The organism is Vibrio sp. NH-7 (assembly GCF_053643215.1).
Genome location: NZ_CM132187.1, coordinates 699,027 through 718,480 on the forward strand (window position 1 = coordinate 699,027; position 19,454 = coordinate 718,480).

The window sequence follows — 19,454 nt, forward strand, 5'->3', positions numbered from 1 at the left end:
ACGGAGTATTAGGTGGTAGAGCGGTTAACTTGGAAGAAGCTAGCCTGGGAGCTGGCTTTTTTTTACGCCCCTTGGGTTATCGTGGGCTGGATTTTTGGTTACATGCCTTGGTTGCTGTTGGCAGCAACGGTATTGCAGCTTGGATGGCACTTGCATAATCAAATGCGCTTGTCCGCTTGGTTGTGGGATGAAAAGCGCCTAACACCACCTTCAGGGTCTGGAAACTGGGAGTCGCTTTTTAATGGCATCTACCGCTTACAGCAGCGCCAACGCAAAAAGCGCAAAGAGCTGACCAATCTTATTCGCCGTTTTCGCAACGGTGCTGAATCTCTGCCCGATGCGGTCGTGGTTTTTCGTAGCGAAGGCAACATTGTGTGGTGTAATAAGCTCGCACAGCATCTCCTTGGCTTTAAATGGCCCGATGATACGGGTCAGCCCATCTCAAATTTGATCCGCACGCCAGACTTTATTAAGTACCTCAATAAACAGAATTTCGCCGAGCCACTCGAAATGCGTTCGCCACTCAATGTTGAGCGTATGCTCGAGTTGCGTATTGTGCCTTACACAGAAGGCGAGCACCTGATGGTGGTACGTGATGTGACTCAGCTTAAGCAACTTGAGGGTATGCGTCGCAACTTCTTTGCCAATGTCTCCCATGAGCTACGCACGCCAATGACGGTACTGCAAGGTTATCTCGAGATGACGGAAGACCCAGATATGGTCGTTGGGCCTATGTGGCCGAAAGCTCACGGAGTGATGACGGAGCAGCTCAACCGAATGAACAGTTTGGTGAACCAGCTGCTGACCTTATCCAAGATTGAAGCGGCGCCGATGCACGACCTCGATGAAGTCGTGAATGTGCCTGCAATGCTCGATGTACTTGAAAAAGAGGCGGCGAGCCTTAGTGGCGAACAGGGGCACCAACTCCGATTTGAAGTAGATACTGGATTGCGAGTGTTTGCCGATGAGGACCAACTGCGCAGTGCGATTTCCAACCTTGTCTACAATGCCGTGAAGTATACGCCCGCTGGCGCTGAGGTTTACGTCCGCTGGTATCAAACGCCTCAAGGTGCGCATTTAGAAGTTGAAGATAAAGGTGATGGTATCGAGCCCCAACACTTGCATCGCTTAACAGAGCGTTTCTACCGAGTTGATAAAGCACGTTCGCGCGATACTGGTGGTAGTGGTCTTGGCCTAGCCATTGTGAAGCATGCGTTGACCCACCACGATTCTCATCTAGAAATTCAGAGTGAAGTGGGAGTGGGGAGTAAGTTCTCATTTATCTTGCCACAGCGTTTGGTGGTGAGTTAATGAAGTTAGTGCTTACTACGATTCTATCTTCTGTTTTGGCTCTTTCTGCTCATGCTGCTGAATTGTCTGAGTACACAAAAGTGCCGGGCGTCACAGGCACTTTGACCAGTGTAGGATCCGACACGTTAGCAGGTATGACCACGCTTTGGGTTGAAGAGTTTAAGCAGCAGTACCCGAGCGTTTATGGTCAGGTTCAAGCGTCTGGTTCATCGACGGCACCTCCAGCCTTGACCGAACGCACGGCACAGTTTGGCCCGATGAGTCGCCCGATGCGAAATCGAGAAATCGAAGCGTTTGAGCGGGCGCATGGTTATAAGCCGACAGAGTTGCGAGTCGCGATCGATGCGATCGGCATTTTTGTTCATCGAGACAACCCGATCAAAGGGCTGAACTTCTCTCAGCTCGATAGTATTTTCTCTGCCACGCTGCGTTGCGGTGCTAATGCGCCTGTTGAGACGTGGTCAGAGTTGGGGTTAGATTATCAATGGGCCAAGCGTAGCATTCAGTTGTTTGGCCGTAATTCCGTATCAGGAACGTATGGTTACTTTAAGAACAATGCTTTGTGTGGTGGTGACTTTAAGAACAGCGTCAATGAGCAGCCTGGATCGGCTTCTGTGGTACAATCGGTGGCTTCTGCTATCAACACCATTGGCTATTCTGGGGTCGGCTATCAGGTGTCGGGAGTAAAGTTGCTGCCAGTAGCCAAAAATGGCACCGACTACATACAAGCAAGCCAAGAGAATATTCTTTCAGGTAAGTACCCACTTTCACGTTACCTTTATGTTTACGTGAATAAACATCCCTCTAAACCACTTTCTCCCATCGAACGAGAGTTCATACGTTTCATTTTTTCGGTGCAGGGGCAAGCGTTGGTGAAGAAGGATGGTTACATTCCTATTTCCGCAGAACTAGCAGAGCAAGAGCTCAAAAAAGTAGGCATTAAGCGCGACCGCTAACCGATCAATTAGCGGTCACTCAGGCTTAAAAGTTTAACGCCCACCCAGCATTTTCCCACTGCTGCCGTTCTGTCATTAGGTCAGCGTGAAGCAGAAGGTTGTTTTGCAGCCACTGCTCATCTTTTGAGGTGAGTGTCCAAGTATCTCCTTCAATCGACAACTCAAGCTCCGGAAGTGGGTCATCATTGCGCTGACCGTGGACCAAAATCGCCAGTCGCAAGACGCGGATTAAGCCGATAACATCTTTCTTTTTGAATAGAGAGAACTCTTCCATCTCGTGAAGTTTAAGGGCTTTACGTTGGAATCGTACTAACATCGCCAACACGCGTTGCTGTTCTTGGTTGAAGCCGGGCATATAGGTATGGCGCAAAATATACGCGGAATGACGGTGAAACGCTTGCAAGCTGATACTTAAGCCGACTTCGTGCAGTAATGCTCCCCAGTCAAGCAAGTCAAACAGCTCAGAGCTGCGTTTAATACCCAAGACTTGGTGGACTTGTTGCAGAAACTCTTGCGCTTGTCCTTTGACGCGCGCAGCATGCTCTAAATCCACTAGATGCTTACTGGCCAGATTTTCGGTGGTTCGCATACGAATATCCGAACGCTTGAAGTTGTCTTCCATCTCAAACAGTAAGCCCTCTCTCAATGCGCCTTGAGAAAAGTGCATTTCTGAAATCTTGAGCGCTTTGAATATGGCAGACAAAATGGCGACGCCAGCAGCAAAAACCGGTTTTCTTTCCGCTGTTAAACCATCAAGTTCGATCTCATCAATGGTTTGCCATTCACACAACTTTTCAATCAGTTTGTCTAGGCGTTTGCTGGTGACAATGCCATCGTCATGGCCCATGCCAATCAACACTTCACGGATGGCTTTGATGGTTCCTGAAGAACCAAAAGCGATGTCCCAACCTTTTTTACGATAGCGTGATGCAATGGATTCAAGACGCTGCTCGGCGGCAAGGGTGGCCTGCGCAAAGTTCTTTTTGGACAGTTTGCTGTTTGCGAAATAACGGTTGGTGTAGCTCACGCAGCCCATCTGTTTGCTGTTGATAAGCTCTGGCTCGAACCCTTTACCTATGATCATCTCCGTACTGCCACCGCCGATATCAACGACCAGTTTGGAGTCGGATTCTGGTTGGGTATGCGCGACACCTAAATAGATCAGACGGGCTTCTTCGACTCCGGGGATCACTTCGATGGGGAAGGGCAATACCTCTTTCGCTCGTTGGAGGAAAATGTGCGCGTTGTTTGCTTGGCGCAATGTATGGGTGGCGGCTATGCGGACGTTTTCGACGTCAAACCCTTGCAGGCGTTCAGCAAACATGGCTAAGCATTCAAGCCCACGTTCAATGGCGGCATTGTCTAAATTTTTTTGCGCATCAAGGCCTGAAGCGAGGTGAACACGCTGTTTGTGGCGGCTAACGAGTTGCAAATCTTGGTCGACGACACGAGCTACCACCATATGGAAACTGTTGGAACCAAGGTCTATCGCAGCAACATCACGAATTTCCTGTGCTTGAGTCATAACTCTCCGACTGCTGTTTACGTTTTTGATTTTTCGTTTGTTTCTCTACTTGTTTAAGATAGTCGTAAATGGCAATTTGTGAGCGAAGTTTCTTGCGATTTCCACGCGGAACATAGGTATTGCTCATTTCTTTGTCTATCCAACGCGCCTTTACTGTATCGGTAAAGTGAATGTTAATGATATCAATAATGCGTTGTTTAAGACGTGGGTCACGAACTGGCGCGGTCACTTCAATTCGGTGATCGATGTTGCGAGTCATCCAGTCGGCGGACGAGATGTAAACTTGCGGGTCACCATCGTTGTGTGTGATGAGTACTCTCGGATGCTCTAAGAAGCGGTCAACAATACTGATGATTTTGATGTTGTCACTGATCCCTTCGACGCCCGGAACCAGAGAACACATTCCGCGAATGATCATATTCACTTCGACCCCAGAAGCGCTCGCGCCGTAGAGTTTGTTGATAAGCCCCTTATCCACCAAGTTGTTCACTTTTAAGGTGATTGACGCCGGTTTGCCGATTTTCGCGTTTGCAATCTCTGCATCAATAAGACGATATAACTGCTTGCGCGAGTTACGTGGTGACACAATCAGATGTTCAAACTTGACGGGGCGGTATGGGTTTTCAATGTAACCGAAGACGCTACGCACCTCATTGGTGATTTCTGGGTCCGCGGTTAGCAGGGCAAAGTCAGTGTAGATGCGAGCGGTTTTTTCGTGGAAGTTACCTGTACCAATGTGAGCGTAGCGTACGATCTCTTCTTCTTCACGGCGGCTGATGAGAAGAAGTTTTGAGTGAATCTTCAAACCGGGCGCACCGAAAATAACGTGTACACCAGCGTCGGTGAGGATTCGCGCCCACTCGATGTTTGCTTCTTCGTCGAAACGCGCTTGCAGCTCAACTACCACGGTGACCTGTTTACCATTGTGAACCGCATCGATGAGCGAGTTCATCAAACGAGAGTGTTTTGCGACACGGTAAATGTTGATTTTGATGCTCAGAACCTTAGGGTCGAATGAAGCTTGGCGCACCAATTCAGAGATATGTTCAAAGGTGTGATACGGGTAGTAGAGCAGAATATCTTGATTTTTGATCGCATCGAACTTGTTGGCATAGCCGTCGAAGTCGGCGCATTTCATCGGCGGCAGAGGTTTGTTTTCGAGGTAGTCACGTCCAACGTTAGGGAAGCCAATAAAGTCTTTGAAGTTGTGGTAGCGACCACCAGGGATCAAGCTGTCGTAGTTGGAAATTTGCAATTTATCACATAAGAAATCGAGCATTTCGCTTGGCATATCACGCTCATAAACGAAACGCACTGGCATCGCGGTTAGGCGCTGACTTAATCCCTCAGACATTTGTTCAAGCAGACTGTGTTCCACTTCATGGCTCAGATCGTATTCGGCGTCGCGAGTCATTTTCACTGCGTAGCCATTGAGCTCGTCGTAATCGAAGAAGCCACTAAACAGTTCGTCTAAACAGTAGCGAATAATGTTGTCGAGTAAGATGATGGTTTTGCGCCGCTTGCCTTTTTGTTCTGGCACCATAACAAAGCGCGGAAGGTGATCGGTGGGGATTTCAATAAGCGCATAATCGCTCTGTTCTTTCTTATGTAAATCGACAGCGATGTAGGCGTATTCATCTTTGAGGAATTGCAGCACATCGATATCTTCACGGAGTAACAGTGGGGTGATATGCGGAAGCACCTCATTACTGAAATATTTTTTGACCCACTTTTGTTGCACTTCATCCAGCTGCGTCTCGTTTACGAGAAAGATTCGACGTCTCGCCATCTCTCTGATCAAGTCTGCGTAGAGTTCATCAAAACGTTCGTTGAGTCGCAGCGCTTTGGTCTGCATTTTCGTCAGCAGGTGTTTGGAATTATCATTGCCTCCACGCTCTTGGTTAATCAAAATTCGGCGTTTAACGTCGGCGAATCTGACTTTATAGAACTCATCTAAGTTATTGGAGAATATGCCTAAAAATCGAATTCTCTCAATCAAGGGTACGTCTTTGTCTGCCGCTTCTTGGAGGACTCGCTCATTGAATGATAACCAGCTCAGTTCCTTTTCGATGTAGAGTTTTTCTGCGCTCATGAACGTACCTTTTTAACCTGACTGACGAAGAGAGTGAGAGGGGGGCGATCCCCTTTAAGCGTAAGCAAATTAAGATCTTTGTGTGACATTTTTATTGCAATTTTTTATTGCATTGTTTTCAGCAGTTTAATGCGATCTGTAATATAATTGTCACCTAAATTAAATATTATACGTCTGGGCAAATCTAGTTAAGTGGGACAAATGGCTAAAGCCGAATTTTCATTGCGAGAACGTGATCGTAAGCGACTAATTAAAGATCGTTTTGTTCGGCTTGCAGTATCGACCGGAGGAGTCGGCGTTTTGGCGGCTCTCGTTTTGATCTTCGTCTATCTGGCGATGATGGTCTTGCCTCTGTTTGCTGATGCCCAATTTTCCCCAAATATCGCCCGCAAAAACATTCACCACACTCAATCACTCGCGCTGGGCGTGGACGATTATGGCGAGCATGCGTTTGTGGTGTCGCGGGACGGCAATGTGGACTTTTGGCGATTAGATGCCCAATCTGACTCGCCGGAATTTCGTCAGAGTGTCGCTTCAGGCTTTCCATTGTTTGCTCAGTCGGTGGCGTCTCAAGGCTGGTTTGCCTTTGCCAATGAAGCCGGAGAAGTTCAAATCTTTCGTCCAGAAATGAACAGCACCCTAGAAGGGCAAGCGCGTGTTTTTAAGCCGAGAGTTGAAACGTTTAAGACGGCTTTACGCTTTAATGAATCCTCGCTACTTACCGCTCTGAGTTTCTCCGTTGACGCTTCTCCGACCTTGGCTGGCTTTTTTGCGGACAAGTCGGTGGTAGTGCAGTGGCTCAACGCACAAGGTCAAGAGCAGCGCTATCGTTTCAATGTCCCCTTTCCTAACTTAGACCAAATTTTATTGACTCCGGATGGTTCGACCCTGTATCTGCGTAGCGGCTCTGAGCTGGTGGTCGCGAAAAAGACAGAATCTGAGTTTGTTACTCGTGAGGTCGTAGACTTAAGCCTCGGTCAAGAAAAGCACGCGGTGACCGACGTTAAGCTACTCAGCGGAGCGTATTCTTTGTTGGTCAGTCATGCTGATGGGCTGGTCTCGCAATGGTTTGATGTGCTCGAAGATGGCCAGCGAACCTTAACTCATATCCGCGAATTTAAGTTGGCATCTGAGCTGCAATTTCTCCTGCCCGATACGTTTCGCAAAGGCTTTTACAGTTTCTACATTAACGGCACGGTGCAAAGCCATTACACCACGAGCGAAAAACTGGTGATGTTCAACCGCGCCTACGATAAAGCGCCCGATCTCGCGGCGATGTCGAGTAATGAAAAGTATCTGGTTGCGATTACCGGCTCGACCATTTTGTTAGCAGGTATTGATAATCCGTTTCCTGAAATTTCAGTTTCGTCGCTTTGGCAGAAAGTCTGGTATGAAAGCTACCCTGAGCCACAGTATGTATGGCAAACCACTTCCGCCAACGATGAGTTCGAAGCTAAGTTCAGCTTGGTTCCGATAGCGTTTGGTACCTTGAAAGCGGCGGCGTTTGCGATGCTGTTTGCTGTGCCAATTGCAGTATTTGGCGCGATTTACACCGCCTACTTTATGACGCCGAAAATGCGCCGTGTAGTGAAACCTTCGATTGAACTCATGGAGGCACTGCCTACGGTGATCATCGGCTTCTTAGCGGGGCTTTGGTTTGCGCCCATCGTTGAGCGCAATCTCGCCGCAGTTATTGCTTTGATGCTGTTTTTACCGCTGTCGACCGTTATTATTGGTGCGATTTGGCACAAGTTGCCACGCGCTTGGGTGGGACGTTTTCCCAATGGGTTGCATGCGATGATCCTGATGCCAGTGATCGTCGTGTTGGCTGTCATCATTCTTTCTCAAAGTGCCAACATCGAGCAGTGGCTTTTCGCTGGCGATGTGCGAGTCTATCTTGCAGAGCATGGCATTGACTTTGATCAGCGCAACGCTTTGGTGGTTGGCTTTGCAATGGGTTTTGCTGTGATTCCCACGATTTTTACCATCGCCGAAGATGCCATTTTCTCTGTGCCAAAGCACTTGTCGGATGGCTCCCTCGCTTTGGGAGCGACGCCTTGGCAGACCCTCATTCACGTTGTGTTACTTACTGCCAGTCCGGGAATTTTTTCAGCCATTATGATGGGGCTTGGGCGTGCAGTAGGCGAGACCATGATTGTCCTGATGGCGACAGGTAACACACCAATTATGGATTGGAATATTCTTGAAGGGATGCGTACCTTGTCTGCGACTATCGCGGTAGAAATGCCTGAGTCTGAGGTTGGAAGCTCCCATTATCGAATTCTATTTTTGGCTGCGTTAATTTTGCTGATTTTCACCTTTGCAGTGAACTCAATCGCTGAGTGGGTAAGACAACGATTGAGAGAAAAATACCGTGCGTTGTAATCGAATTTTTGTGGGAAGCGTTATTTGTGTTTAAGTGGCTAAAATCGGGTTCACCTTGGATATGGTTAACAGGCGGTGCGGTGAGCATCAGCTTGTTGTCTGTGTTGGGGCTGTTGTTACTGATTGGCTGGAAGGGGCTCTCTTACTTTTGGCCAGCGCCACTTTATCAATGGCAAACCCAGCAAGGGGATAGCTTAGTGGGTCAACTCTACGCCGAAGAGTATGTGCCCATAAGCCACTTGCGAGAGATGGACATTGTTCTGCCCGCGACGGTAGAAAAAAAAGGGCAGGTCAAACGGCTCAGTATCAAGGTGGCCAACCGAGATATCTACCCTGCGGATTTTATCTCACTGTTGGAATTAGACTTGCTCGAAGCAACGCGACCGCAAGGCTGGGCTGTAGTGGAGCGGACGCGTGGGGGAGACTTCTTTGGTATCCCTCGTGGCTACTATCACGGTGAAGAGGTTTCTGACGATCATTTAACCCATATTACTCGCGGTTTGGCTTTTGCAGGTGAACTGCGTGACGACATTGATCGATTGGTCACCAAGCAAATTCGTGTCTTGAGTGGTCAAGCTGAGCAATTGCGCTTAGAGAAACGCCGACGAGAGTTGAATGGAAAACTCGAACAAGCCTTTATCACCCGCTACGACACGCAGACTCGTATCATCAGCCAGCAACTTGTTGATATGGAAGCCGAGTTAGATAGATTGAGATCGCAACTGCTCGAACAAGGGCTGGTGATTGAAGATATGCATGGCGATCAATACCGAATTCCTTTGAGCGATATTCTCGATATTTGGTATCCGAATCAGATGTCGATGCTGGATAAAATTGGCCATTGGGCGCAGCAAGCGTGGAAGTTTTTGTCTAGCGACCCTCGTGAGTCCAATTCTGAAGGCGGGGTTTTCCCTGCAATGTTTGGTACAGTGTTGATGGTACTGATCATGTCGATCGTTGTGATGCCATTAGGGGTTATTGCGGCGGTCTATCTTCATGAATACGCGAAGAACAATGCGTTTACACGAATCATCCGTGTGGCAGTGATTAACCTTGCAGGTGTCCCATCGATTGTATACGGTGTGTTTGGTTTGGGCTTTTTTGTCTATACCTTAGGTGGCTCAATTGATGCGTTGTTTTACACCGAGCGGTTGCCATCGCCGACCTTTGGTACTCCGGGGCTGTTATGGTCGGCGCTGACACTTGCGGTATTGACACTCCCGGTAGTGATTGTCGCGACCGAGGAAGGGTTAACTCGAATCCCGAGTTCCGTTCGACATGGTTCACTGGCGTTGGGTGCGACGCAATTTGAAACCATGTGGCGTATCGTTCTGCCTATGGCAAGCCCAGCAATTATCACCGGACTTATTCTTGCGGTTGCTCGCGCAGCGGGAGAAGTGGCGCCATTGATGCTCGTAGGTGTGGTTAAGTTGGCTTCGACACTGCCTGTTGATAGCCAGTTTCCGTTTCTACACTTAGAAAGAAAGTTTATGCACCTAGGCTTTCATATCTACGATGTTGGTTTTCAAACCACCAATATTGAGGCAGCAAGACCGTTGGTTTATGCGACCTCTTTCTTGCTCGTGACGGTCATCATCGGACTTAACTTAACGGCAATCAGTATTCGTAATAACTTGCGTGAAAAATACCGCACATTAGGACAAGATTAGAGCATGTTTTCAGTCGATCAAACATTGGGCTATCAGCCGCCATTAGATGTAAATAATTTGAGCGATGAGCAGACCTCGATTTCGATCGAGGGGCTTAACTTGTTCTATCAAAATGCTCAGGCGCTCACCGATATTTCGATGCGAATCCCAAAAGGTCAGGTGACTGCGTTTATCGGCCCGTCAGGTTGCGGTAAGTCGACGCTGCTTCGCTGCATCAATCGTATGAACGACTTGGTGGAAGGGTGTCAGGTATCTGGCAAAGTAAAACTGCACAATAAAAACGTCTATGACGCTGACGTTGATGTCGCCACCTTACGCCGCCGAGTTGGCATGGTGTTTCAACGACCGAATCCATTCCCGAAATCGATCTATGAAAACGTTGTTTATGGCTTGCGTCTTCAAGGTATCAAAAATAGCCGAGTCTTGGATGATGCAGTAGAGCGTTCGCTCCGATCCGCCGCTTTGTGGGATGAGGTTAAAGACCGATTACACGAAAATGCGTTTGGTTTGTCTGGCGGTCAGCAGCAGCGTTTGGTGATTGCAAGAGCGATCGCGATTGAGCCCGAGGTTTTATTATTGGATGAGCCAACATCCGCGTTGGACCCGATTTCGACGCTAACCATCGAAGAGCTGATCAACGATTTAAAAACCAAGTACACGGTTGTGATAGTCACACACAACATGCAACAGGCGGCTCGTGTGAGCGATCATACGGCGTTCATCCACATGGGTAAGTTGATAGAGTACTCAGATACTGACTCTATTTTTACCTCTCCATTGAAAAAGCAGACCGAAGACTATATTACAGGTAGATACGGTTAATACACTTATAGGATTTAAGGATAATTAATGAACTTTGGGCGCCATATTTCAGGTCAATTTAATGTCGAACTCGAATCCATTCGAACCCATGTTCTGACTATGGGCGGATTAGTAGAGCAGCAATTGTCATTTGCGATGCAAGCTCTGCACAAAGAAGACATTGAGTTAGCGCGCAAAGTGGTCCGCGATGATCATAAAGTGAATGCGATGGAAGTGTCGATTGATGAAGCCTGCACTCGGATCATTGCCAAGCGTCAGCCAACGGCCAAAGATTTGCGCCTCATTATGGCGATCATCAAAACCATCACCGATCTTGAGCGTATTGGGGATGTGGCGACGAAAATCGCCTACGTTGCGATAGAGAGCCCATCTTCTAAAGAGCGTCAGTTTCAAGTGTCGCTTGAACCCTTGTGTCGCCAAGCCATTGCCATGTTACACCAAGTACTGGATGCCTTTGCACGAATGGATGTCGATGCCGCCGCTGAAGTGTATAAGCTTGATGACAAGATAGACGCGGAATATGAGGCGGTCATTCGCCAGTTAATGACCTACATGATGGAAGACCCTAAGAACATTCCGAATATCTTGCAGGTCATGTGGTCTGCGCGTGCGATTGAGCGCGTTGGCGATCGTTGTCAAAACATTTGTGAGTACATCATCTACTTTGTCAAAGGCAAAGATGTTCGCCACTTGGGCGAACAAAGTATTGATGATGCGTTGAAATAAAATTTCTAATACTTTTCGGGGACAAACGTTTGATCTTCAATAGGCGCTCGAATATACCCTTCTTTGTTTAATTCAGGTAGTTCTACGGCAGGGTATTCTACTTCGTGATAATCAATTTGGCTCAAAAGGTGACTGATGCAGTTGAGGCGAGCGCGTTTTTTATCATCAGAAGGGACCACCCACCAAGGGCAATGCTTGGTATCGGTATAGGCGAACATTTTGTCTTTAGCCTCTGAGTATTCAGCCCAGCGGTTGCGTGACTCTAAGTCCATGGGGCTGAACTTCCAGCGCTTGATTGGGGTGTTGATGCGTCCTAAAAAGCGTTTTTCTTGCTCTTCATCGGATACGGAAAACCAATACTTGAGCAGAATAATCCCAGAACGCTGCAACATGCGTTCGAACTCAGGGCATGAGCGCAGGAACTCGTCGTATTGATCATCACTGCAAAAGCCCATTACTTTCTCTACACCCGCGCGGTTGTACCAACTGCGGTCAAACAGTACGATTTCTCCAGCGGCAGGCAAATGCGCCACGTAACGTTGAAAGTACCATTGAGTTTTCTCTTTTTCGGTCGGAGTCGGCAGCGCGGCAATTCGACAAATACGTGGGTTAAGTTTTTCGGTGATGCGTTTAATAACACCGCCTTTACCGGCGGCGTCTCGTCCTTCGAAGATAACAACGACCTTCAGACCTTCTTGCTTAACCCACTCTTGTAGCTTGACCAGTTCGACTTGAAGCTTCTCGAGTTCGTTCTCGTAAAACTTTTTATCCAGTTTCGCCATCTGCTTCTCCCTACTGCGGCTGCTCTAACTATCAATATGTTAGCACTAGAGCCGAGTAAGATAAGAATTACCGCTGAGAACTGAGAGCCTTTACGACCTTTTGAATTTTGTCTGCGCAGGTAACCGGAATGGTGAAGTCATCTACGTCATTCGCGCCCATCTTAGCTTTACTGTCGGCGAGCGCCATGTGACTGCGACGAGTCGACTTCCCTGAAAGGTGAACCTCTCTCACGCCAGTCTTCGTAACGATTTGAACCACGTTGCTATCGGTTAATCCCGCGCCTGCCATGATAGAGACACGTCCGTCGGCTAAGCGCACCATCTCTGCGAGCACATCAATGCCTTGTTCAACATTTTCCGCGAGTCCAGAGGTGAGTATACGTTCACAGCCTAGTGTTGTGATTTGCTCAATGGCTTCGCGGTAATTACTGCATTGATCAATGGCTCGGTGAAAGGTTGTTCCTAAGCCATACAGGTTAGCGCGGTCCATGATTTGTTGAGCCAAAGCGATATTGATTGTGCCGTCGGCATTCAACATACCAAATACGATGCCTTGTAAGCCCGCTTCTGCCGCAGCTTCAATGTCGAGCAGCATGGCATCTATATCATCTTGATCGTAAAGAAAATCCCCTTGGCGAGGACGAATCATGGCATAGACTGGGACGGTGGAAATCTGCGCCGCTTTTTTCATAAAACCAAAGCTCGGTGTGAGTCCGCCTAAAGCAAGAGAGGAGCAGAGCTCTATTCGAGTCGCGCCACCTTGAATGGCTTGATGGAGGGATTCTAAGTTGTCGATACAGACTTCGATATGATGGTTCATCGTGATTCTCGGTAGCAGGAAACTGTCTCAATCATAGCGCGAGGACTCATCAGGTATTAGGGTAAAGCTGAGGAATTTACTTTCCCTAAAAGCAAAAGCCTCAGCGTAGTGCTGAGGCTTGAATGCATTTTGGAGGTTGATTAAGCGGCGTCTTCTTGCGGCTCGTCAGCAGTATCTTCGACTGCTTCAACTTTCTTTGCTTTCTTCGGAGCTGGCTTGCGCTTCGCTCCAAGTGCATACAGCACTTCTTCTTTGTTTTGAGCTAGGAACATCGCCAAGTCTTCTTGCTTGCCTTCGTCTTCTAGCAGGTCACTTTTACCCAGTAGCTCGAACAGCTCATCCGCCATATCAAGCATTTTGTCATATGCGTCAGCTTCCGCTTTAGAGGTAAAAGTCATTTTCTCTTCTCCATTGCGTTCTACCACGTACTTGACGATTACAGCCATGGTTGGTCCTCTAGTCAAAATTTATCAAAATCATTACTGGCTTTTTATACAGTTTTTGACCAATTAAGTCTAGATGAGGCGGTGATTCTGAGATCCAAGTGGCTACTCTTTGCGCCCGTGCTGTCTAACTTGTTGAATCTTTCCGCCACTGATAGCAAAACTCAATAAAGGTTTTCAGCAGTGGGCTTTGATACTTCTCTTTATGGACCAGCAACCAGTAGCGTCTTTTCATATCGAGAGGCAACTTGAGCTCAACAACGCGGCCGTTTTGAATCGCGGGCTCAGCGGATAATCTCGACAAACAGCCCAACCCCAACCCTGCTGAAACACTATTAATCAATGCTTCGGTGGTATTGAGCTGAAAGGACTCATGCCAATGCTCAAGGCGAGGCGCTATCACGCGAAGGAAAAACTCTCTTGAGCCCGAGCCTGGCTCTCGGAGTATCCACTCGCTGTTTTCTAAGTCGCCCACGCGAACGTGAGTTTGTTTCACTAGCGGGGAATCTGGCGGGCAGATTACGCACATTTCATCCTCACTGAACTGCTGAGAGATTAATTGCGGATGCAAGGTCTTCCCTTCGATCAACGCGAGATCGAGTTCATAGTCGACCAACTTTTCGCAGATCAACGCTGAGTTGGAGATAAACAAGCTTTGCGACCTATGTTGCGTCTGTTGACGAAAATCACTAAGCAGATAAGGCGCGACTTGGTTGCCTATGGTGTCACTGGCGCCAATTTTCAGCTCGCCCGACAAGGTTTGGTCGTTATCGAAGAGTTGCTCAATATCTTGCGCTCGCTCAATAAGCTCATCAGCCAATGGCAGTAACTTCTGCCCCTCTTGATTGAGAATAAGACGGTTGTTTACCCGGTCAAATAGGGAGTGGCCGATCTGTTTCTCGAGTTCTGAGAGCGCCATGCTGACGGCGGCTTTGGATAGAAACAGCGCTTCAGACGCGGAGGTGAGCGTCTTGTGCTGAGTAATCGTGATAAACACTTTGAGTTGTTTGAGCGAAATATTGGCTGCCATAAAGTCGTTTAGTTTGGTTGAACAAGTGTTTTAAATAATTAGATGTTTTCGAACGTTTGGCAAGCGTAAACTGAACGCCTAAACAAAGAGTGTGTGAGGCAACAATGATTAAAGCAGCAAAAGCAAAAGTGATGGGTGCGCCAACCCCAATGGCTGGCTTAGCGCTAGGGATTGCCAGTTTAGGTTGGTGTTGGGAAAACGCCGCGTCGTTTAGTGGTTATGCGCAATGGACAGGAGCTGCGCTAGCGAGTGTGTTGCTCATTGTGCTAGCCGTTAAATTTCTTTTTCACCGTCATTTGTTGAGTGAAGATTTAGCGCACCCTGTCGTGGGCAGTGTGGTGCCGACCTTCGCGATGGGCACCATGGTGGTGTCTAACTCTTTGGGGCACTTTCACCCGATGCTAGGAGATGGACTGTGGCTGGTGGCCGTTGGTTTACACGTTGTCTTTTTGGTGAGTTTTCTTTACCACCGCGCTAAGGACTTTGAGCTACACCATATGGTTCCGAGCTGGTTTGTACCACCGGTAGGCATTATCGTTGCCGATGTATCGTTTTCAGGTAACCCTGCACTGAGCGGTATTGCTAATGGTGCCTTGATGTTTGGTATGTTGGCGTATGCGGTCATGCTACCCATGATGATTTATCGCTTTATGTTCAGTCAGGAAATTCCTGATGCTGCTAAACCGACAATGGCAATTCTTGCGGCGCCTGCAAGCTTATCACTGGCGGGCTACCTAACAGTGAGTAGCGAGCCTTCACCAGTGATCGTGGGTCTGCTGTTTGGCATTGCGGTATTAATGACTGCGATCATCTATCTGGCCTTCTTTAAACTACTGAGATTGCCATTTAGTCCTGGCTATGCGGCGTTTACCTTCCCAATGGTGATCGGCTCAACGGCGCTCTATAAACTTGCAGCATGGATGGAACACGTTGGCGTAGCGGCAGAGTATGTTTGCCAAGTGCACTGGCTGGCTGGGTTTGAACTGGTCATCGCGACCGCGGTGGTGAGCTACGTGGCGCTGCGTTACTTAGCCTTTTATCGACCAGTCAGTCAGGCTTTGGGTTTTACTGCCCGCCCTTAGAATTGCATCTGTAGGATCTGACTTGCCGCTCAACTTGTTCAAGGGTTGAGCGGCTATTTTGATTCGAGCCAAATCATACGCTTATAGTGCTCTGCTAACCGTCTTGCTTGTGCTAGTCTCAATCCTAATTAGGGCAAGATCAGCGTGAGTACATTTTGTTTACTGTTTATCATTCCAATCAAGTCGATGTTTTAAAGTCACTCCTCGTTGAGCTGGTAAGACTCAATCCACTAGAAAACCCTTTTGAAGCCGAGCAAATTCTGGTGCAAAGCCCGGGTATGTCGCAGTGGCTGAAGATGGAGCTTGCCAAAGAATTTGGTGTTGCTGCCAACATTGAGTTTCCGCTGCCAGCGACCTTCATCTGGAACATGTTTACTGAAGTGTTGCCTGACGTTCCCAAACGCAGTGCCTTTAATAAAGAAGCGATGACTTGGAAGTTAATGCGCATCTTGCCTGACATGCTGACGCAAGCGGAATTTGAACCGCTGCGCCGCTACTTGGACAAGGATCAAGACAGCAGCAAGCTCTATCAACTGTCCGAGAAAATTGCCGATATCTTTGATGGCTATTTGGTTTACAGACCTGAGTGGATCGCCAGTTGGGAAGCAGGTCAGCCTGTTCTAGAACTGGAAGAGGAGCACCCATGGCAGCCCATTTTGTGGCAAGCGCTGTATGACCATACCATCGCGTTAGACCAATCACCTTACCATCGCGCCAATCTGTACGAGCATTTTATCGACACCTTGGAAAACTATAACGGTGACTTTTCACATCTGCCTAAGCGTCTGTTTGTCTTCGGTATTACTTCGCTTCCACCCCGTTATATGGATGCTTTGAAAGCGATTGGTGAGCACATTGACGTCCACCTTATGTTTACCAACCCGTGCCGTTATTACTGGGGGGAAGTGCGAGACAGAAAATACCTTGCGCGTTTGGCGGCGAAACATCGTAAACATCTGGTTTGGAAAGAGAACCACTCAGAACTGGAAGGTGAGTCCGCACAGCTAAAAGGCGGTATTGACGATAACCTAGATGATGAGCTACACACTGACGTTGTCGGCAACAGTTTGTTGGCGTCCATGGGCAAACTTGGCCGCGACAACATGTACTTACTATCGCAACTTGAATCGAACGAGATTGAAGCCTTTGTTGATGTCGAGCGAGATTCTCTGCTCCATCAACTGCAAGCCGACATTCTCAATCTAGAAGAGCATCAAGACGATGAGCAGCTTGAAACCAGCCAGCATAAGCAAGTCGTTATTGGTGGGGACAACTCGGTATCTTTGCACGCTTGCCATAGCCCAATGCGCGAAGTGGAAGTGCTTCATGATCAGTTGCTAGGGATGTTTGATGCAGATCCAACGCTAAAACCACGCGATATCATCGTGATGGTGGCAGACATCAATGCTTACAGTCCTGCGATTCAGGCGGTGTTTGGTAATGCGCCAGGTGAGCGCTTTATTCCTTACTCTATTTCTGACCGAACCGCTGATCAAGAGAGCCCCATTCTCAACGCTTTCATGCAACTGGTGAACTTACCCAACACACGTTGTCTTGCTTCAGAACTATTGGAGCTGCTAGAAACGCCCGCTATTTTGGCTCGTTTTGGTTTGACGGAAGATGACTTCATTCAGGCTAAGCAGTGGGTCGAGGAGTCGGGGATTCGCTGGGGGCTAAATAGAGCCACAGGGCGCGAATTTGAGTTGCCAGACACTCAGCAAAATACGTGGCAGTTTGGTATCGAGCGTATGCTGCTTGGCTACGCAATGCCTGAATCGGCGGGCTTGTTTAATGGTGCGAATGGCGCGCTTGCACCCTATAACGAAGTGCAAGGAATGGGTGCTGAGTTGGCAGGGAAACTGGCGCACTTTATTCAGTGTATCGAGGCATACCGGGCCCAACTCAGTTTGACTCAGTCGATTGACGCATGGCGGGAAACCTTAACGCACCTTCTCGATGATTTCTTTTCGGTAGAATTAGAAGGTGAAGTTGCATTAAAGTCTATTCGCGATACGTTATCGGCGTTAAAAGAACAATTAAGTGACGCCGCGTTTGAACAAGATCTAACCCCTTCGGTTATCACTCAGTATTTGCAAAACAAGCTTTCGGGGACCAGAGTGAGCCAGCGCTTCCTAGCGGGTCAAGTAAACTTCTGTACCTTGATGCCGATGCGCTCAATACCGTTTAGAACCGTCTGTTTGCTGGGCATGAATGACGGAGTGTATCCGCGTTCAATGCCACCTGAAGGTTTTGATTTGATGACAGGGCGAGCAAAGCCCGGCGATCGATCTCGCCGAGATGATGACCGCTATCTGTTCTTAGAAGCGATGCTCTCTGCGCAGCAGACGTTATACATCAGCTATGTGGGACGCTCGATTCAAGACAACACCGAGCGCGTCCCTTCGGTGCTGGTGTCTGAGTTGTTGGAGTATTGCCATCAAAATTACTGCTTAGAAGGCGATCAGGCACTGGCGTGCGATGAATCGGGTGATCGTTTGTTGGCTTCCTTAATCTCCCATCATCCGATGGTGCCGTTCAGCCCAACCGCATTTATTGGCACGCAGCCAAGCTATGCGAAAGAGTGGTTACCCGCGGCCAATCGGCAAGGGCAGCAAAGTGGTCTGTTTAATCGCCAGCTTGAAGATTATCTTTTGGATGCTACTTACCCACTGGAGTTGGATCTCGTTGAGTTGCAGCGTTTCTGGCGATTGCCTGTGCAATATTTCTTTAACCGCCGTCTAAAAGTGATGTTTGAGCCGCCATTACCTGTTATGGAAGATGATGAGCCATTTGTGCTTGGAGGGCTAGAGAGCTACCAAATTCGAGACAGTTTGTTAGCTGCGTTATTAGAGCCGCAACAAGATAGCCAAACCGTGATTGAGCAATTTATTGCTACCCAACGTGCGCAAGGCAAACTGCCCGTTGGCGCATTTGGCGATATCGAGTTTGAAACCAATCGCGTCCAAACCGAAGAGTTGGTCGAGAAGATTGGCTTCTTGTGCCAATCTGCCGCTGACGATCTTGAAGTCAAGCTTGAGTTTGATGCGTTAGGAGAGAACAAGCCTGTGCTGTTTACTGGTTGGCTTACCCAGTTTTATCAGTCGGGGCTGATTCGTTTTCGCAGTGGTCAAATCCGCTCGCAAGATTACCTATCGGCATGGATTGATCACCTTGCTATGTCTGCAATGGGGCACGCTAAACGAACGCATATGATTGGTTACGATCGCAAAGAAGGCGTGGTGCACTTAGTCTACCCAGCAATGGAGGATGCACAGCAAGCGAAAGCTCTGCTGGCCGAGCTCATTGGCCTGTTCTACCAAGGGATGACCGAGCCTTTGTGCTATTTCCCGAAAACGGCATTGGCTTGTATTGAGGCTGGATTTAGTCGAGGGAATTGGGTGGACGATGAAGAAAAGTCACGCAAGAAAATGGCGGACGTCTTCAACGACAGTTATATGGCGACTGGTGAAGGCAACAATGCATACATTTCCCGGATTTGGCCCGCTTGGAACGAAGAGTTGGCGACCAAAGCTCGAGACATATCAGTAAGGGTGATTCAAGCACCAAGGCTCATGGTGAAATCAAATGATGAGTTGGAATAAGAAAGTAGGTGGCCGCCAGTAAATCATTATAGTGTAGGGCGTTCGCTGTACGGCCACAGGTCAGAGGGACCATGATTCGGTTGGTCTCTTGCAGCACAGATGGCTGCTCAACACGTGGGGCGCATACTAACGGTTAGAATAATATTCTGCTGTGAGAGGGATCGCATAAAACTCTCACTTTTAAAGGATATTTATTAATAAGTCGCAT

Annotated in this window: 14 protein-coding genes; 8 read left to right on the forward strand and 6 right to left on the reverse strand. The window is 48.2% G+C overall.

Annotation, left to right across the window (positions count from 1 at the left end):
* The first annotated feature begins 12 nt into the window (after positions 1-12).
* A complete protein-coding gene (phoR, locus tag ACUALS_RS03430) occupies positions 13-1,311 on the forward strand; it encodes a phosphate regulon sensor histidine kinase PhoR (RefSeq protein WP_454448854.1) in 1,299 nt (432 codons plus the stop codon).
* Positions 1,311-2,267, forward strand: coding sequence for a PstS family phosphate ABC transporter substrate-binding protein (locus ACUALS_RS03435; protein WP_038139906.1), 957 nt, complete (start codon positions 1,311-1,313; stop codon positions 2,265-2,267). Before phoR ends, ACUALS_RS03435 begins: the two co-directional genes overlap by 1 nt.
* A 25-nt stretch (positions 2,268-2,292) precedes the next feature.
* On the opposite strand, the gene ppx is transcribed toward ACUALS_RS03435, so the two are convergent.
* Together ppx and ppk1 are read right to left on the reverse strand one after the other, a co-directional pair.
* Positions 2,293-3,792, reverse strand: coding sequence for an exopolyphosphatase (ppx, locus tag ACUALS_RS03440; RefSeq protein ID WP_454448855.1), 1,500 nt, complete (start codon positions 3,790-3,792; stop codon positions 2,293-2,295).
* Positions 3,767-5,884, reverse strand: a complete 2,118-nt coding sequence (gene ppk1, locus ACUALS_RS03445; RefSeq protein WP_454448856.1) for a polyphosphate kinase 1 — start codon at positions 5,882-5,884, stop codon at positions 3,767-3,769. Before ppk1 ends, ppx begins: the two co-directional genes overlap by 26 nt.
* A 201-nt stretch (positions 5,885-6,085) precedes the next feature.
* Here ppk1 and ACUALS_RS03450 point away from each other — a divergent pair, with 201 nt between their 5' ends.
* The 4 genes from ACUALS_RS03450 to phoU are packed head-to-tail and all read left to right on the forward strand — an operon-like array spanning position 6,086 to position 11,487.
* Positions 6,086-8,269 (forward strand): ABC transporter permease subunit, encoded by a 2,184-nt coding sequence (locus ACUALS_RS03450; RefSeq protein WP_454448857.1) that lies wholly within the window; start codon positions 6,086-6,088, stop codon positions 8,267-8,269.
* Between the two features lie 26 nt (positions 8,270-8,295).
* Positions 8,296-9,939 (forward strand): phosphate ABC transporter permease PstA, encoded by a 1,644-nt coding sequence (pstA, locus tag ACUALS_RS03455; protein ID WP_454448858.1) that lies wholly within the window; start codon positions 8,296-8,298, stop codon positions 9,937-9,939.
* Positions 9,940-9,942: 3 nt separating this feature from the next.
* Entirely contained in the window at positions 9,943-10,761 is an 819-nt protein-coding gene (pstB, locus tag ACUALS_RS03460; protein WP_005471455.1) for a phosphate ABC transporter ATP-binding protein PstB, read from the forward strand.
* 27 nt (positions 10,762-10,788) lie between these two features.
* Positions 10,789-11,487, forward strand: coding sequence for a phosphate signaling complex protein PhoU (gene phoU, locus ACUALS_RS03465; RefSeq protein ID WP_005471437.1), 699 nt, complete (start codon positions 10,789-10,791; stop codon positions 11,485-11,487).
* Between the two features lie 5 nt (positions 11,488-11,492).
* Here the strand turns inward: phoU and ppk2 are convergent, their stop codons facing one another.
* The 4 genes from ppk2 to ACUALS_RS03485 form a co-directional block, all read right to left on the reverse strand.
* Complete coding sequence (ppk2, locus tag ACUALS_RS03470) at positions 11,493-12,269, reverse strand: polyphosphate kinase 2 (RefSeq protein ID WP_005471453.1); 777 nt, start codon at positions 12,267-12,269, stop codon at positions 11,493-11,495.
* A gap of 67 nt (positions 12,270-12,336) precedes the next feature.
* Positions 12,337-13,089, reverse strand: coding sequence for a copper homeostasis protein CutC (locus tag ACUALS_RS03475; RefSeq protein WP_454448859.1), 753 nt, complete (start codon positions 13,087-13,089; stop codon positions 12,337-12,339).
* A 140-nt stretch (positions 13,090-13,229) separates the two neighbouring features.
* Entirely contained in the window at positions 13,230-13,535 is a 306-nt protein-coding gene (locus ACUALS_RS03480) for a YebG family protein (protein WP_038139926.1), read from the reverse strand.
* Between the two features lie 124 nt (positions 13,536-13,659).
* Positions 13,660-14,562, reverse strand: a complete 903-nt coding sequence (locus ACUALS_RS03485; protein ID WP_454448860.1) for a LysR substrate-binding domain-containing protein — start codon at positions 14,560-14,562, stop codon at positions 13,660-13,662.
* 104 nt (positions 14,563-14,666) lie between these two features.
* Between ACUALS_RS03485 and ACUALS_RS03490 the strand changes: the two genes are divergently transcribed.
* Together ACUALS_RS03490 and recC are read left to right on the forward strand one after the other, a co-directional pair.
* Positions 14,667-15,644, forward strand: a complete 978-nt coding sequence (locus ACUALS_RS03490) for a TDT family transporter (protein ID WP_454448861.1) — start codon at positions 14,667-14,669, stop codon at positions 15,642-15,644.
* 155 nt (positions 15,645-15,799) lie between these two features.
* The gene (gene recC / locus ACUALS_RS03495) at positions 15,800-19,246 is read left to right on the forward strand and encodes an exodeoxyribonuclease V subunit gamma (protein WP_454448862.1); all 3,447 of its coding nucleotides are present in this window, start codon (positions 15,800-15,802) and stop codon (positions 19,244-19,246) included.
* Positions 19,247-19,454: the final 208 nt, after the last annotated feature.

Coding starts and splice junctions, on each gene's coding strand:
- ACUALS_RS03490 (WP_454448861.1), top strand. CDS start 14,667: ATGATTAAAGCAGCAAAAGCAAAAGTGATGGGTGCGCCAACCCCAATG.
- ACUALS_RS03435 (WP_038139906.1), top strand. CDS start 1,311: ATGAAGTTAGTGCTTACTACGATTCTATCTTCTGTTTTGGCTCTTTCT.
- ppx (WP_454448855.1), bottom strand. CDS start 3,792: ATGACTCAAGCACAGGAAATTCGTGATGTTGCTGCGATAGACCTTGGT.
- phoU (WP_005471437.1), top strand. CDS start 10,789: ATGAACTTTGGGCGCCATATTTCAGGTCAATTTAATGTCGAACTCGAA.
- ACUALS_RS03475 (WP_454448859.1), bottom strand. CDS start 13,089: ATGAACCATCATATCGAAGTCTGTATCGACAACTTAGAATCCCTCCAT.
- ppk2 (WP_005471453.1), bottom strand. CDS start 12,269: ATGGCGAAACTGGATAAAAAGTTTTACGAGAACGAACTCGAGAAGCTT.
- ACUALS_RS03450 (WP_454448857.1), top strand. CDS start 6,086: ATGGCTAAAGCCGAATTTTCATTGCGAGAACGTGATCGTAAGCGACTA.
- ACUALS_RS03485 (WP_454448860.1), bottom strand. CDS start 14,562: ATGGCAGCCAATATTTCGCTCAAACAACTCAAAGTGTTTATCACGATT.
- ppk1 (WP_454448856.1), bottom strand. CDS start 5,884: ATGAGCGCAGAAAAACTCTACATCGAAAAGGAACTGAGCTGGTTATCA.
- pstB (WP_005471455.1), top strand. CDS start 9,943: ATGTTTTCAGTCGATCAAACATTGGGCTATCAGCCGCCATTAGATGTA.
- ACUALS_RS03480 (WP_038139926.1), bottom strand. CDS start 13,535: ATGGCTGTAATCGTCAAGTACGTGGTAGAACGCAATGGAGAAGAGAAA.